A 15742-nucleotide genomic window follows, 5' to 3' on the forward strand; every position below is an offset into this window, starting at 1 on the left:
GTCGTTAGCCAAGCCCCGGTAAAAGGAGTTTCCGTGGTTGGTTTACACGGCGTTTGACCCGAGTCCATGTTTTCGGAGTACAACCGAATCGAAATGACCAGAGAGCACAGTTTTCTCTGGCACCGCATGAGCGAACTTCCTTACGGTTATTGTCAGAGCACATGAGGCAGTATTGCCGGATTTGTTGCACTGTACTTCGCTGAGGGGTTTCCGGTTCAGTTCCAAGACGATGGTTGTAGAACAGGCAGGTGCCGTCTTCGCAGTCTTCCACACGCTTGGAAGCCCCTCCTTGACATGTGAGACAAAAACGTCTGATTGCTTTTTTGGGTGATACCTTCGCCATATGTCGCCTTATATGTAGTTGTTTGCATATTCTTGATACAAACAGTATGTAAATTCAGTGTAATGTAAATGAAAGCTGTATTGATTATAGCAAGCTTGTGTGAGCTTGCTTATATTTTGAACGCTTGTCTTAGTGCAGCGCGAGCTATGATAGCATAATAGTTTCGCAATGCTGCATAAAAAAAACATGGATATAACACCGGACAGGGGGCACTGTGCCTATAAAAAAATTTATCGAAACAGATGTTGCACACTTTTTTCAAGCATCAGGCTATACAATGCAGGGGCTTATTGCCACGTATCGTTCTGAAATTGCATTTAGGCAAGAGGTTGTACTTATTCCAGTAATACTGCTTGTGGCATGGTTTTTCTTTGGTTTTCCATCTGCATTATTGCTGACCGGCATGTGGCTTATAGTCTGTGCTTTTGAGTTATGCAATTCCGCGATTGAAAATATTGCAGATTTAGTAATGCCTGAGAATAACGATTTTATTAAACGTGCTAAAGATGCTGGTTCTGCTGCTGTCGGCGTGGCCATTGTCGCAAATGTTCTGGCGTGGCTGTATATGATGTACCAGTAGGAATAGTCTGAGTAGAGAACAAAAAAGCTCTGCCTCCAAACAGGAGGCAGAGCTTTTTTTATGCGTTCAGGCGGTAGTCCCACCCGGCATTAGTTTTGCTATGTTGATGGCTCATACGGTAAGTGTGGGACTTCGACGTTCAGTTCCATAAAAATGTGTGAAAGATGAAATTCATGCATCACGATGTGAGCCAAGTTCAAGCTCATAGCCTGTTCTATGTTCATGGGGCCTGCAATCTGGTGTCGGAAATAGTTTTCTTTGAGACACTCTCTTGGGGCTTCTGTAATGAATGACCGTAACCAGGCGTGGTTTTCATCCCACATTTCGGTCAGTTCATAAATGTCATATTCTCCCTTTGGGTACAGGTCGAGTTCCGGTACCGGCAGAAGCAATTGCAGGTTAAATACATACGATGCTATGGCGTATGAAATTTTATTTGCCAAGGTTCTTGGCTGGGGCTCCATGTCTTCAGGGTTTGGTAATCCCCCCAAAAGAGAACGCTCAGTCAGGATGATGTGTTCAAGCACCATAATCGGTGACCATCGGTCTTCCCCCGGTGGTTTGCGCCGTAAAATACCCGCGTACTGCTTGTTGAGGGAGGAAAGAGTCTTAAGCAGTTCCGTTTTATGGTCGTGGGTTGAGTGCATCATATAATAAAGATTCTGTTCCATCTTGGTATGGTACACAGCCACTTTTTATAGCTTCTATGATTTCTCTGGGGGCTATACTTGTGTTTGAAGTTGGATAGAAAGCAATGATCTGGAAATATTATGGAAATGATCGAAGGGGAATGTGGTATTTTATGAGTGCGAGCGGTGATGGATTGTTATTTGATTTTTTAAGTGCTTGCTGAAGAATAAAAAAGGACTCCCCGACATCAGTCGGGGAGTTGGAGAGGCCTTGCGAAAGGAGGAAATTAATGTGGGCTTGTATGAGTGATGTATGCTTGTTGTTCTATATATAAAAACAGTGGGTACTGTTAATTGCTCAGTAAACGGGGGTCGAGTGACCAACCCCCGTTGGGACCTGATGGAAATGGCGAGGAGGTATAAACCATTTCCTCTTTTTTTACCCTGAGTTGTATCTGTGTGGGGGGATACAACCAAGTGCCTGTGCTACGAGGCGTTCAGTCTGCCCTGGGGTGTGTGAGGGGGACTGAGTATCAACACGTTTTTAACGAGGAGTATGTATTGCTGTCTCTTTTGCATCTGCCACAATGCTGTAAGAGCAAGCTTTGTTTGCAATGTTACTTGCGTTCTCTATGCTGTTTGATTCTATATAAGCATAGAGCGTGCCAAAACTTTAAAGTATTAAAATTCAACACATTGTGGCTGAAGAGGGAGGAGCGCATAAAAAACATGTGCAAAGTTTGCACCTCGTAAAATTTATTTGTGCAATCTCATGTGTGCAAAAATTGCACATGTGCAGTCTCGAAAAAATATGTGCATAATTGAAATCTGCACATGTTAGTCTGTGCAGGTAACTTCAAGTCCCATAGCGAGCATTCGCTCTGCGAACAGACCGTTTCCTGCAATTTTTACTCCTGAAAACGAGCCATCATAAATGATGCCTGCTCCGCACGATGGAGAACGGGATTTTAAGATTGCCTTAGTGCAGCCAGCCAGTTCAACAAGCTTTGTTGCTTCCTCCACGCCTTGAAGCATCTGTTCTGTAATATCAACTCCGTCCTTAGATATAGCACGTCCGTTTTTTAGCTCAAAAGGTGTGCGTGGAGTAGGAAAGCCTCCTAACTGCTCAGGACATAACGGTAACGCACGTCCTTCCCTAATGAGCTGTTGAACGTGTTCGTTTGCAGTGTTCCCACCATCATATCTACAGTTACAGCCTGCCAGACAGGCGCTTACAACGTATTCCATTGTGCATTCTCCATATAATAATACCGGTTAGGCAATGCCTCTAGCATCCATTGTACAGGGCGACAAGAGAGCTTTGTGCCCCGTAGGATAGGACGTTGTTTTTATTTTATAAAATGTTTGGGGTGTATGGAAATTGAACGCATGCGTAAAAATTACACAGCAACTAAAAGCAAATTGGCGTGTGATTGTATGCTTTTTTTACAGGGAAGAAGTTCTTTTAAAAGGCATTGTATATACTGTTTGTAAAAGCAATATGTTGTAGTGCTTGGCATACTGGTTGCTTTATCCGGAATACAACCAAGAAAAAAACTATTGGAGTATATTATGAATAAAAAATTTATTGTAATTGCAGCAGCAATGATGGTTATGACCGGATCAATGGCATTTGCAGCAGCTAATGTGTCTAATACTCAGATGCCAATGCAGCAAAACCAGTACATGCAACATAATGGGTACAATGGGGAGATGCCAATGCAGTATAATGGAAATAATGGTCAGCATGGCCAGCACATGTACCAGCTTTCAGATAAAGCAAAGTCAAATTCTACTTCTATGTGGGATTCTGTATGCAACTTTTTTGGAATGCACGGTGGACATGGTAGCCACGGTGGACACAATGGAGGAAGGCATATGTAGCAGGCTGGCTAGATTGTATTTGGAATCAGTTCATCTAGTCTATTGAGATACACGATAAGCGTTAATAAAGCAGCCGGAGTCTGTAACAGACTCCGGCTGCTTTATTTATTTGAATGACGTGTGACTACAGAATTGGAAGGTATTTGCGAAGTTCAAACTCAGAAACATGGGTGCGGTATTCGTCCCACTCGATAAATTTGTTCTTTACAAGGTTGGAGTGCATGTGCTCACCAAGAATGCTCTTCATCAACTCGGAGTCTTTCAAGTGTGTAACAGCCTCATGTAAGGAGCCCGGAAGAGACTCAATGCCTTTCGCAGTGAGGTCTTCAGTTTCCATTGCAAAGATATTTTCTTCAACTGCAGCCGTAAGTTCGTAGCCTTTTTCTATGCCCTCAAGGCCGGCACCAAGTGTTGCAGCAAAGCAAAGGTAAGGGTTTGCAGCAGGGTCTGGACTGCGCAATTCAATGCGTGTGGCCTGTTCTTTGCCTGGCTTATAGCATGGCACGCGGATAAGTGATGATCTGTTGCACTGTGCCCATGCAACGTACACAGGAGCTTCGAAACCCGGTAACAGACGCTTGTAGGAGTTAACCCATTGGTTAGTAATACAAGTGTATTCCTTAGCGTGCTTAAGGAGGCCTGCGATGTAGCTGCGTGCTTCCGAAGAGAGGTTGTGTGGATCGTTTGCATCAAAGAATGCGTTTTTGCCGTTTTTAAACAAGGACTGATGTACATGCATGCCGGAGCCGTTTTCACCGAAGAGCGGCTTAGGCATAAACGTAGCGTAACAACCGTGTTTACGGGCAATTTCTTTTACGACCACCTTATAGGTCATGGCGATATCAGCCATTCTGAGAGCTTCGGAGTAGCGAAGGTCAATTTCGTGCTGTGAAGGAGCTACTTCATGGTGAGAGTATTCAACATCTACGCCCATTTTTTCCAAGGCAAAAATGATTTCGCGGCGAACGTCGTTGCCCATGTCGAGAGGTGGCGCGTCAAAATAGCCACCGGAGTCGAGAGCCTGCGGGTTCTTGGAGTCAGTAAAGAGGAAAAATTCCAGTTCAGGTCCTACATAGTAGGTGTATCCTTTCTGAGCAGCTTTTTCGATGAGCTTGCGCAGGATGTAGCGTGGATCGCCTTCGTATGGAGTGCCATCCGGATTTTTGATGTCGCAGAACATGCGAGCTACCGGACGGTCGAATGGACGCCATGAGCAAATCTGGAATGTGGTTGCGTCTGGATATGCTACCATGTCGGATTCTTCAATGCGGGTGAAGCCGAGGATTGAAGAACCGTCAAAGCCCATACCTTCTTCAAAAGCTGCTTCCAGTTCTTTAGGTGTCACCTGAAAACTTTTAAGTGTACCTAATATGTCAACGAACCAGAACTGAACAAAACTAATGTTATGTTCTTTTACTGCACGGATAACGTCGTCACCGTTTTTGCAATTAAAAACCGTATATTCTTCTCTCACAAAATACCTCCCAGTAAGGCAAGCCTGTTGATTTAGCTAACAGGAATCTTTGCCTGTTTCCTAAAAATCCTACAATTTTTACGGGGATACGTTGAGTTGTCTTAAAAATGATTGCGTTTTTTAAGGCTCTTCCCTGTTATTCACGGGCGCATCATTAAACAGCATCCAAATGAATAGCAAGCAGTTAAAAGCATCCTTGTTTACAAAAATGTCACATAATGTTTTTTTTTTCTATCCCTTATTTTATTAGCACAAAAAAAACTCCCCTGTCTCTTACAAGACAGGGGAGTAACTTTGCCTAAGAGGAGGCCGGCATGGTGGAGATACTTATTTGATGAACAGCATTTCCTGATAGGTAGGTAGTGGCCAGAGATCGTCTGCTACGATTTCTTCCAGTCTGTCTGCGTACTCACGGAGTTCTGTCATAACTGGCAGTACTTTGTTGCACAGGAACTGTGCGTGCTCCTGCTCGTCGGAGTGTTTCTGAGTAAGCATGGTTTCGAGTTCATTTGCAGCGGACTCAAGACCGTTCAGGTTTTCAGTAAGCGTAGTTAATGGCCCCTGAACACAACCCAGACCAAGTTCCTTCATGTTTAAGCAGTTGCGGGCAAGTTCAGTCTGGTAGCGAACTGCAGCAGGAAGGATAGAGGTGCGGGAAATTTTGATAGCAAGTCCAACTTCAGTCTGAATAGCATTGACGTACTGTTCAAAGAAGATGGAGGTACGGCTATCGAGTTCGCGCTTGGAGAGAACGCCAAAGCTTTCAAATAATTTCACACTTTCATCGGTGTTAAGTGCTGGCAGTGCTTCAGGAGTAGTGCGGAGGTTAGCAAGACCGCGTTTTTCAGCTTCTACTGCCCATTCAGAAGAGTAGCCGTCACCGTTGAATATAACAGCATCATGCTCCTGAATGATTTCCTGAATAATTTTGGTTACTGCATCGTTGAGTTCCCAGTTCTCACCGTACATGAGGTTCTCAAGACGGTTGGAAATGTAATCCAGAGAGTCAGCAAGAATAGTGTTAAGTATAAGCTGTGCACCGGCGATTGACTGGCTGGAGCCAACTGCACGGAACTCAAAACGGTTGCCTGTGAAAGCAAATGGGCTTGTACGGTTACGGTCACCTGCGTCCATTGGCAGTGGCGGCAAAGTGTCTACGCCTACACGCAGGATGCCTTTTGCTTTAGAGGTAACCTCGTCACCTTTTTTGATCTGCTCAAAAATATCGGTAAGCTGCTGTCCGAGGAAGATGGACATGATCGCCGGAGGTGCTTCGTTAGCGCCAAGACGGTGATCGTTGCTAGCGCATGCCACACTGGAGCGGAGCAGTGGGCCGTTTTTGTGAACCGCACGGATCATCGCTGCACAGAAAAGCAGGAACTGTGCGTTTTCATGCGGAGTTTCGCCTGGATCAAAAAGGCTGCCGAAGTCGCCATTACCGATGGAGTAGTTCAAGTGTTTACCGGAACCGTTGATGCCTGCAAACGGTTTTTCGTGCATGAGACACGCCATACCGTAGCGTTTAGCAACACTTTTCAATACGCTCATGATCATCTGGTTATGGTCATTCGCGAGGTTGGAGTCCTCAAACATCGGAGCAATTTCGTACTGACCAGGTGCAACCTCGTTGTGACGGGTTTTTACTGGTACACCGAGTTTGTAGAGATCGCGTTCAACTTCGATCATGAAAGCGAGAACACGTTTAGGAATGGTGCCGAAGTAATGGTCGTCCTGTTCCTGACCTTTCGCAGGCTTTGCACCGAAAAGGGTGCGGCCGGCAAGATAGAGGTCCGGACGTGCGAAGTAGAAGTTGCGGTCAACAAGGAAATATTCCTGTTCAACACCGGCAAAGTTCTGAATGCGTCCAAAATTTTTGTGACCGAGCAGCTTGAGCAGGCGGCTAGTCTGAGTGTGAATTGCCTGGTTTGAACGAAGAAGCGGAGTTTTTTTGTCGAGAGCTTCGCCGGTCCAAGAAACAAACGCTGTCGGGATGCAAAGGAATACCCCGTTGTCGTTTTCTAAAAGGTATGCAGGGTTTGTAATGTCCCATGCAGTGTAGCCGCGCGCTTCAAAAGTGGTACGCAAACCGCCGTTAGGGAAGCTGGAGGCATCAGGTTCACCCTGAATAAGGGTAGAGCCGGAGAATTGAGCAATCGCACCGCCACGGCCGTCAGGCTCAAGGAAGCTGTCATGTTTTTCAGCGGTGAGGCCTGTCAGCGGGTAAAATACGTGTGTGTAATGTGTCGCACCTCTGGAGAGGGCCCACTCTTTCATTGCGGAAGCTACTGCATCTGCAATGGATGGGTCCATCTGCTCGCCATTTTCCATTGTGCGTTTGAGAGATTTGTACACAGGCTTAGGAAGGTGTTCCTGCATGACTTTGTCATTGAACACGTTACAGCCAAACAGGTCTGTTGGCTTCTCTTCAAGGAAGTTTAAAGGCTTACTTGTTGATGTTGTTTTGTTTACTGCCGAAATGGCGTTAAGTCTTGCTAACGATCCACTCATGAAATCTCTCCTTTAAACTGATTCGCGCAATATAAAATGGTACATGCCTCGTAAGGCTTTTGCATGCTTCGTTGGTAAATATAAAGCATATATAGTGCCAGTTCTGTAAATACAGTGTGTTACAGAAAATAGGTATTTAAGTTGAGTTGTAGATATGACAATTTTGTCAGAAAGACAATGCTGAAAGTGCGCGTTTTAACAATATTGTCAAAAATGAGTCCATAAAAATGTTGTATGGAGAAATTAGAATAACAATTTTGTAAAAAGACATCTGTTCTGTGAGTATGTACCTACTTTAAGGGGCGGGGGCACTATGCAATTGTAATCGAATTATCACAATCCCAAATTTTTTGCCAAAGTAGTAATGAGCTGGAATCATAGTTTTTTTAAGTCGATTTTTTATTAAAAAACCGATAGGTGACTGAAAAACTGATGTAATTATTATGCACTATCTTTTGAAATATAGTGTACGATGAAAGTACATTCATTAACCATAACATGTAGTAAGTGAATTTAGCCCTGAGAGGTTGGCCATGATGAGACGGAGTATTGAAGATATAAATATTAATCTAGATTTTATTCCGCCTAAGGTTAAGAAGGTGTTGGCACCGATCAAAAAGCCATTGATGCACATGACTCGTGTAGATGGGTTGTTTAATGTGTACGACAGCATCTCCCGGCGAGAAAATCCCCTTGATTTTTGTCAGAATGGATTGGAGATCTTAAATGTAAAGATGGAGGCTCTGGGCAGAGGGCTGAGCGATATACCGCTGGATAAGCCGCTTGTTATCGTTTCCAACCATCCATTTGGCGGTATTGAAGGACTGGGGCTCATGGCAGAAATGTTGCCATTACGTCCTGAGTGTAAGTTCCTTGCGAATTTCTTACTTGGAGTCATGCCAGAGCTGCGTCCATGCATGATTGAAGTAAATCCTTTTGATACCAAAGAGGCTCGTCGTGCTAATGTCCGTGGACTTCGTAATGCCATTTCCCATGTTTCAGAAGGTGGAAGCCTTGTGGTGTTCCCTGCTGGAGAAGTTTCCCACCTTCAACCTAAACTGGGTGGTATTGTTGATCCTGTTTGGAACCGAAACGTAGCGCGAATTATCCGCAAAACTAATGCAGATGTTCTTCCTCTCTATTTCCATGGACGTAATAGCCTGTTCTTTAATATGATGGGCATGGTGCATCCTCTTGCACGCACAGCATTGCTTCCTGCACAGCTTTATAACAAACGGAATAAGAAAATTACCTACAGCGTGGGGAATATTATCCCGTCAAGCATGCTGAAGACCTTTGCAACAGAAGATGATGTGACAAACTACCTGCGTGTACGTAGCTATTCACTTGCAAAGCGTCCTTCTTCCAAGAAATTTTTTATACCATTCAAAAAAGAAAAAGATCAGATGGAAATTGCAGAAGCTCGTCCGCATGATTCGCTTCTGAGAGAAATCGAAAATCTTCCGAAAGAGCAAATCTTAGTAAATGAAAACGGGTTTACCGTATTCGAAGCTCAAGCATTCCAGATTCCGAACATGTTGCACGATCTTGGCCGCCTGCGTGAATTAACCTTCCGTCCTGTCGGGGAAGGTACAGGTCTCGATCTTGATCTCGATACTTACGATTATGAATATGACCATCTTATCTTATGGGACGATAATAAAGAGTGTATTGCTGGAGCGTACCGTCTCGGTTGCACTGACAATATCGTTCCAAGAAGCGGCGTGAAAGGTATGTACTGCAGCACGCTGTTTAAATTTAAACCGGAGTTTTTCTCCCGTTTTGAACATGCAGTAGAGCTCGGTCGTGCTATTGTACATCCAGAATATCAGAAGGACTACAGTCCGTTGATGTTGCTTTGGAAAGGGATCGGACAGTATATCCTTCGCCGTCCTGGTACACGTTATCTGTTTGGGCCATGTAGTTTGCCGCTCGAATTTAATCCATTTACGCTCATGACAGCTGTGGACTATCTGAAAGAGCATCATATCGACACAGAGCTTTCTAGTCTCGTAGCAGGCAAAAAAACTCCTAAGCTCAAACTCCCGAAAGGTATTCCGTCAGCGTTCAATATCGCAGACCTCAGCTTCACCGGTCTCAACGGTCTCGTACGTGATATGGAAGATGGCAGAACTATGCCGATTCTTTTTAAGCACTACCTTCGCCTTGCAGGTAAAATTGGTGCGTTTCATGTTGATACTGCCTTCGGAAGTCTTGATGCATTTCTTATGATTGACCTTTCTGAAACACCGTTGCGTATGCTCAAGCGTTACCTCGGTGATAAGGAGGCTGTGCAGTTACTTGAATCTTTTGAGGGAGCTGAAAAGTCATCTTAGGAGGGCGCTCGGCGTGCTTTTTGTCTTTGGCGACTTAAGACTTCGCTAAATAAAAGGGCTGTCCTACATAGTTAGGACAGCCCTTTTTTTATTCGATGAAAGGTAGTGGAGCATAAGCCGGATGGTCTGTAAGAAACAGGCTAAACTCGCAAGCAAAAGTTTTAGGAGATTCTAAAGCCTTTTTTTTAAGCGGTAGCTGTTTTCAAGGAACGAGATATTACAGATAGCGACGACGTAACAGGGCTCGTAAGCCGTCGGAAACAAGCGTCGCAGCTTCGCCGAAAGCTCCTAGCTGGTTAAGTTTATTCGCTGTCAGCAGCTACAGCATCACGGGTGCGACATACGCCACAGATGCCAGCTGATGTCGGGTATCCGCAACGTTCGCAAGGTACTGGCTTGGTGCCTTCCTCTTTTTCGAACTGACGGAATGGCTCGCGGCCATGAGCGAGGAATGCTGTGTAAAATGCAAGCTTACGTCCCGGCATATCTTCTTCAAGCTGGTTCCAGAGCTTTTTGTACGCTGTGGAAGTCGCGCCTGGAGAATATGGACATGGTGCGTAATGGTATTCCAGATCATTAAGGAACGCGTAGTTTGCGTTTTCAAATTCAGTAAGGCGGAAGAGCGGACGTACTTTGCGGGCAAAGCCGTTTTCTGCTTCCAACAGTGGGCCTTGGTCGCTGAGGTGTGGAATATCCCAACGAAGGGTGTTTGAGAAAAGTCGTGCAATTTCGTCATCAAGGTTGTGACCTGTGGCGAGGGCGGTAAAGCCTTCATCCATGGCAACTTTGTTGAAGAAGTAACGTTTGATTCGACCGCATGCAGAACAAACGGAGCGGGAAAGAACTTTTTTAACACGCGGGATCTGAAGATCTTCTTCTTCCATCTCTTTTACAATGAGTGGGATGTCGTGTGTTGCGCAGAAGCGTTCAACAACACCGCGTGCAGCTGCTGAGCTTTCTGGAATTGCGAGATCGATGTGCAGGCCGTGAACTTGATAGCCGAGCTTCTTTAGTACGAGCGCACAGGCAAGGGAGTCTTTACCGCCAGAAAGGGCTACGAGAATTTTATCTTCGAATGTGAACAGCTTTTGACGACGGATGCTGCGTTCTACAGAGCGTTCGTAGAAAGACATAAAACAGTCAGCGCAAAAGCCGGTATTGTGGCTGGGAAGTGAAACAACCGCAGTTGCTTTACATACTTTACATTTCATTCTGTGTTTTCCTTATAGATATATGCGGCGTCTTGGTGAACTGACGCCGAAGCATGAGGTCGGGGGAAGTCACTGCGCTTTGCGCAAGCGAATGCCTGCTAGCCGCTGGATACAACGGTGCGGACGATAATTTCGTCGCCGTGAAAAAGCTTTCTGTCTGGTGTAAGTAATTCTTTGTTGCGGATAACAAGCACAGTGGTTGGACTTACTTTAATAATGTTTAAAAGTTGGCGCACAGAACGAGCCTTAAGTGTTCGAGTTTCGTTTTGTGGCTGGAGTGTTACTGTGACTCCATACGGTCTGGTGTAAACAACTTTTTCTTCAGGCATTATGAATATCCAAGTTGGTAGAGTTATTGAGTGGCTCCTGCCTCTTATGAGCCGAGGCATGAGTTTGCATTAAACCATAAGCGTTGTGCAGCTGTCGCTGTAATAGTTACATTGGTGCAAAACAGTTACTCGACAGTCCGTGCATACATTACTTATTTTCGACAACATGACAAGAAGTTGCGAAGTCAGTGGTTGATGACATTATGTTGCTTTTAATTCAATGTGTTATAGCTTTTATGTGTTGTTGTATAGGCAGACGTTGAAGTAGAGTTGAAACGTACTGCAGAGTTTGAGAAAATACCTCCACGTTTTTTTAAGGTTATACATTCTAATTAAGCGGTTATGAATGTCGTTGCATTTGTTTTCAGTGTATGACAAGTATACGCGGTATTATTTGAAGGGACGAGCCCGCTCTTCATTCTTTTGCTATGATTTCCCTGCAAAGTTTTAATCATTGCATAATCAGCCTCTACAAGAGATTACCTTGTAGAGAATTGTTCTTTTTTTCCGTTTCGGGGGAGAATGATATGGCTGATAAAAAAGTGTTGATCGTGGATGATGAAGAGAATATTCGTCTGTTATACAAAGACGCGTTTGAAGAGGACGGCTACAAAGTAGCGCTTTCTGATGGTTCTGAACCTATTCTGGATGTGCTCGCTCGAGAAGGTCCGGATGTTGTTGTGTTGGATATCAGGCTTAATCAACAGGTTACCGGATTAGATTTATTGCAGGAGATCCGGACAACGCATGCAACGTTGCCTGTTATCTTGAGTACAGCATACGACAGCTTTCAGCATGATATGAAGTCGATTGCTGCAGATTGTTACGTTGTGAAATCTGTAGATTTGACGGAGTTGAAAGCGAAGGTTGCAAGTTTCTTCGAATAGCATTATTTTTTTGATTCCGAATTAAAAAGGACACGCTTTCGCGTGCCCTTTTTGAGATATTGTCTCTTGAAGGGGGTCATCCTTCAGGGACTTGCTGCTAGAGCTGGTCACTCTTCAGCATCAGGATAATGTGTGTAGCGGCCCTGTTTTTTAAGCGGAATGGGGCCGCCGCATGTCCGGATAATATCCGAACCTATTTCCTGCAGCATCTTGGTAGCTGATAACTCCGAGGGGTAGTGTTCGGTTTGCTACCAACCAGCCAGTATGCTTTCTTTTTTCCTACCATATCGCCTATATTCCACAAGTTCTTTTAGCGTTATTTTGCGAAAAATAATCAATCTAATGCTATCTAACACCTTCTAATGTCAAAATAATTCTATTCTAATAAGTTGGCCTACTTTAGAAAGAGTTCTACTTCACCTTTTTGTGCTGTCGTAACAGTTTGTATTCCTTTGCGGTGTAATTCATTCATTACTGTGGATGAGGGGAATTTGTATTTGTTCAAAAAACCGCATGAGACAATAGCAATTTTTGGATTTACCGCGTCATAAAACGTAGGTGAATAACTGGACTCTGAACCGTGATGTGGCAGGATGAGTATGTCAGCACGCAAATCTACTTTTGACTCCATGAGTTCCTGAATACCTTTCAGCTCAATATCACCTGTAATCAGTGCTAGTCCTTTTCTTCCAGTCCCGCTGTGGCGTACAAGGCGGAGCACTAGCGATTTGTTGTTTCCATCAAGTTGCGAATTTTCATTGGGGTGCAGCACCTCAAGCTCAAGATTTTCCGAGATGGTGAGTACATCTCCAGCTGACAGGACTTGTTTCTTTAATCCTGCGCTAGCGAGAGCTTGGGTAAGCTGTTTTTTGTTCCACCCCTCTGGAGTAGCTTCTGCTGCAAAATATCCTTTCACATCTGCGTATTTGATCGGGTAAAACAGCCCGCGAAGATGGTCTGCATCTGGATGTGTAGATATGACCCATTGCAAGGCTGCGTCGTGTTGACGCGTAATGCACGGCATTATGATTGCGTGCCCTACATCAAAGGTGCGTGAAGGGAATCCTCCTCCATCAATGAGCATACGTTTGTCATTAGGAAAGGTAAGAAGCAGGGATTGCCCTTGACCTACGTCGAGAACATTCAGCCGAGTTCTATGCTTTCCTTTGTAAGCGTGCAGAGCATCAGGAATGAATAGCAACAGCACGAAGCACGACAAAGCTAAACGAGCAGCCCAGCGCGAGAGAGCGCTGCGTGTACTCTGTTTGCATTGAATAATACCTTTGCCAGCGCAATGAGTAGAGTCCTCAATGTTGCGCATTACGAATGGTGGCTCAGTTTCTCGTTGCTCGATATCATCACCTATCAGTGGGAGACCAACAGCCGTAAACAACTTGTTTTCCCATGTCGGAGCGCCTTCACTCAGAGATGTATAGAGTGCTTGCATGACTTCTTTGCCTTCAATTTTCCACCAGACGAGGGCTGATACGATGCACCCGTACCATGCAAAAATTTCAATCCAATGCGGGCGGTTCATAATGATAGGCCGTAGGAATCCTGCTTTATCCATGTCATCAAGGAAGGCGAATAGAACTGTCACTGGTACGGCAGCAACGGCAAAGAATGCTTCAGAGATAGGAGCAACAACTGGAAGAGCCATGCTTATGCAGGCTGTAATAAGGCCGAGAAGTAATACCGGCATGATGACCATCCCTAGAAGCGGTAGCCACAGGACGTTCAGTACATTCCATAAGGATAGCTCATTAAAGTTCCAGATCGTTACTGGGAGCAATACAAGTTGAATTGCAATGGATATGACTAGGATATCGAACATAGCCCGTTTGATGCGTTGAAAACGGGTTGTTTTCTTAGGCAGTAGATATTCTTTCAGTACTGAGAGCATGGGCAAAGCAATGATCATAGCCACGATTGCTAACGCTGAAAGCTGTAGGCGTAGATCAAAAACGATAAGCGGGTCGGCTATTGTCATGATGGCAATCGCCCAGAATAGTCCGTCCATAAAGACCTTGGGACGGTTGAACAGCAGTAGAACGCACCAGCAACATAGCATGATGAATGCCCGTACCAACGAGGGAGAACCGCCGCCAATCCAGACGTACACAGCTGCAGCAGGAAGTATTCCCAGAGCAAACAGTTTAGGACGGCTGATGAGTTCGTAAATGTTGGCTTGGCGTACACAGAGCGTAAGTAAGAATGAAATACTTAAGGCGACAATCGCCAGATGCATTCCCGAAAGAGCAAATGAATGTGAAAGCGAGGCGTGTGAAAGCTGGGTGTAACGCTTGCTTGAAAGATTGTATTTATCGCCGAAGAGTAAGGCTGGGATAATATCCAGCGCATCATTCAGTGCGTTTGCATCGAATACGGATGAAAGTTTTTGTATGGCACTTGTGTGTTCAAGCTCTTTAAGCTGTTGAGAGACGTGGAATCGCATTTTTTCTCGCCATAACGTCCAAAATGAAACGTTACCAGAACGGGTGGGGATAGATTTGTCACCCCATGTGTATATGCGCCAGAAGATCCCACGGTTTTGCCAGTAGTCACCACTGTTCCAGAGACTTTTGTTTCGAAAGCCGACAATTGGTGCCAGCTTGGCCCGAATGGAGACTGTTTCGCCTACCATAGGGCGCAACTGCTCAATTGTTGAGCTGCCAGATGCAGAAAATGTGTCTTGTGCGGAAGGTTGAAGCTTAGTTGCCCCTTTAGTCGACGTAATAGTCGCTTTCTGCTGTTTGTTCCATGCGTCCTTGCGGTTTGCCCATGTCCAGACAATGTCTCCAGAAATGGGCGTTTCTTCCCCTTCTGACGTATAGCTGGCGTCTGTTAGAATAAATTTTATGCGTCGGTCTGGCGACGTGATAACTTCACGTATTGTTCCGGTAACCTGTGTATACTTCTTATCGAGAACAATCTGAGGAAGTGTTTCAGGCTTGCTGATATCAAAAGGGCGTTTTGCCAGAGTGGCGGTACCAACCTGTAATCCTAATATGAAGATGGTAAAAACTACACAGAGGCGTACCATTCTTTGTGTCGTCGCGAGTATTGGGGAAGAAATATTCTCTTTAGAGGGCTGGTGAGAGAGAAGACGGGTGAGTACGTAAAAAAAGATAATAGAGGCAAGGGCTGCCAACGAAGGCAGGAAGTAACGCGCCCCCCAAAGACCTGCTCCCCATGCAAGCAGATACCAGTGCCATGTGAGTAAAGAGGGATATGATGTTGAGTCGTGCTGTGTTGTACGTTCCATTTTCCGAAAAATCCCCCGGTCTAAGCGGCTCTCGTTGTTAATTACAAAATTGTTATTAACGGTAATGCAAAAAAACGCATATTACAACTGAGGGGTGTTTAGGGCTGGTATGGCAGCGTGACTTTTTTCTATAGCAATCAGATGTTATTCATTTTGTTGAGTGGTTGCAACGTCTTGCCTAGCTCTAGTTCAATGATTGTCAAAGAAATTATAGTATAAAAAAGGCTGTCCCAACAATAGTGGAACAGCCTTTTTGGGGCTTACTAAAGGTTGTGGAGCTTAAGCCGCGAGATTGA

At 44.9% G+C, this 15742-nt stretch carries 12 protein-coding genes; 4 read left to right on the forward strand and 8 right to left on the reverse strand.

Going from position 1 to position 15742, the window contains the following annotated elements; translation table 11 throughout:
- Window positions 1-4: 4 nt before the first annotated feature.
- Window positions 5-271, reverse strand: a complete 267-nt coding sequence (locus BUR09_RS05550; protein ID WP_245796708.1) for a restriction endonuclease — start codon at window positions 269-271, stop codon at window positions 5-7.
- A 286-nt stretch (window positions 272-557) separates the two neighbouring features.
- Here BUR09_RS05550 and BUR09_RS05555 point away from each other — a divergent pair, with 286 nt between their 5' ends.
- A complete protein-coding gene (locus tag BUR09_RS05555) occupies window positions 558-923 on the forward strand; it encodes a diacylglycerol kinase (protein ID WP_084539350.1) in 366 nt (121 codons plus the stop codon).
- 98 nt (window positions 924-1021) lie between these two features.
- Here the strand turns inward: BUR09_RS05555 and BUR09_RS05560 are convergent, their stop codons facing one another.
- Together BUR09_RS05560 and BUR09_RS05565 are read right to left on the reverse strand one after the other, a co-directional pair.
- The gene (locus tag BUR09_RS05560; RefSeq protein WP_084539351.1) at window positions 1022-1594 is read right to left on the reverse strand and encodes a DinB family protein; all 573 of its coding nucleotides are present in this window, start codon (window positions 1592-1594) and stop codon (window positions 1022-1024) included.
- A 795-nt stretch (window positions 1595-2389) separates the two neighbouring features.
- Entirely contained in the window at window positions 2390-2800 is a 411-nt protein-coding gene (locus tag BUR09_RS05565) for a DUF523 domain-containing protein (RefSeq protein WP_074215968.1), read from the reverse strand.
- A 324-nt stretch (window positions 2801-3124) separates the two neighbouring features.
- Here BUR09_RS05565 and BUR09_RS05570 point away from each other — a divergent pair, with 324 nt between their 5' ends.
- The gene (locus BUR09_RS05570; RefSeq protein WP_074215969.1) at window positions 3125-3436 is read left to right on the forward strand and encodes a hypothetical protein; all 312 of its coding nucleotides are present in this window, start codon (window positions 3125-3127) and stop codon (window positions 3434-3436) included.
- Window positions 3437-3560: 124 nt separating this feature from the next.
- On the opposite strand, the gene BUR09_RS05575 is transcribed toward BUR09_RS05570, so the two are convergent.
- Both BUR09_RS05575 and BUR09_RS05580 read right to left on the reverse strand, forming a co-directional pair.
- Complete coding sequence (locus BUR09_RS05575) at window positions 3561-4910, reverse strand: glutamine synthetase family protein (RefSeq protein ID WP_074215970.1); 1350 nt, start codon at window positions 4908-4910, stop codon at window positions 3561-3563.
- A gap of 327 nt (window positions 4911-5237) precedes the next feature.
- Complete coding sequence (locus BUR09_RS05580) at window positions 5238-7418, reverse strand: glutamine synthetase III family protein (protein ID WP_074215971.1); 2181 nt, start codon at window positions 7416-7418, stop codon at window positions 5238-5240.
- Between the two features lie 533 nt (window positions 7419-7951).
- Here BUR09_RS05580 and BUR09_RS05585 point away from each other — a divergent pair.
- Window positions 7952-9754 (forward strand): lysophospholipid acyltransferase family protein, encoded by a 1803-nt coding sequence (locus BUR09_RS05585; RefSeq protein ID WP_074215972.1) that lies wholly within the window; start codon window positions 7952-7954, stop codon window positions 9752-9754.
- Window positions 9755-10056: 302 nt separating this feature from the next.
- Here the strand turns inward: BUR09_RS05585 and BUR09_RS05590 are convergent, their stop codons facing one another.
- Both BUR09_RS05590 and BUR09_RS05595 read right to left on the reverse strand, forming a co-directional pair.
- A complete protein-coding gene (locus BUR09_RS05590) occupies window positions 10057-10965 on the reverse strand; it encodes an ATP-binding protein (RefSeq protein WP_074215973.1) in 909 nt (302 codons plus the stop codon).
- 98 nt (window positions 10966-11063) lie between these two features.
- Window positions 11064-11294, reverse strand: a complete 231-nt coding sequence (locus BUR09_RS05595; RefSeq protein WP_074215974.1) for a ubiquitin family protein — start codon at window positions 11292-11294, stop codon at window positions 11064-11066.
- A gap of 527 nt (window positions 11295-11821) precedes the next feature.
- Here BUR09_RS05595 and BUR09_RS05600 point away from each other — a divergent pair.
- Window positions 11822-12181 carry a response regulator gene (locus BUR09_RS05600; RefSeq protein WP_074215975.1) on the forward strand — a complete coding sequence of 120 codons (360 nt, stop codon included), beginning with the start codon at window positions 11822-11824 and terminating at the stop codon, window positions 12179-12181.
- A gap of 394 nt (window positions 12182-12575) precedes the next feature.
- Here the strand turns inward: BUR09_RS05600 and BUR09_RS05605 are convergent, their stop codons facing one another.
- Window positions 12576-15446 carry a ComEC/Rec2 family competence protein gene (locus tag BUR09_RS05605; protein ID WP_074215976.1) on the reverse strand — a complete coding sequence of 957 codons (2871 nt, stop codon included), beginning with the start codon at window positions 15444-15446 and terminating at the stop codon, window positions 12576-12578.
- Between the last annotated feature and the right edge of the window lie 296 nt (window positions 15447-15742).

The sequence above is a fragment of the Halodesulfovibrio marinisediminis DSM 17456 genome (assembly GCF_900129975.1).
Taxonomy (GTDB): Bacteria; Desulfobacterota; Desulfovibrionia; order Desulfovibrionales; family Desulfovibrionaceae; genus Halodesulfovibrio; species Halodesulfovibrio marinisediminis.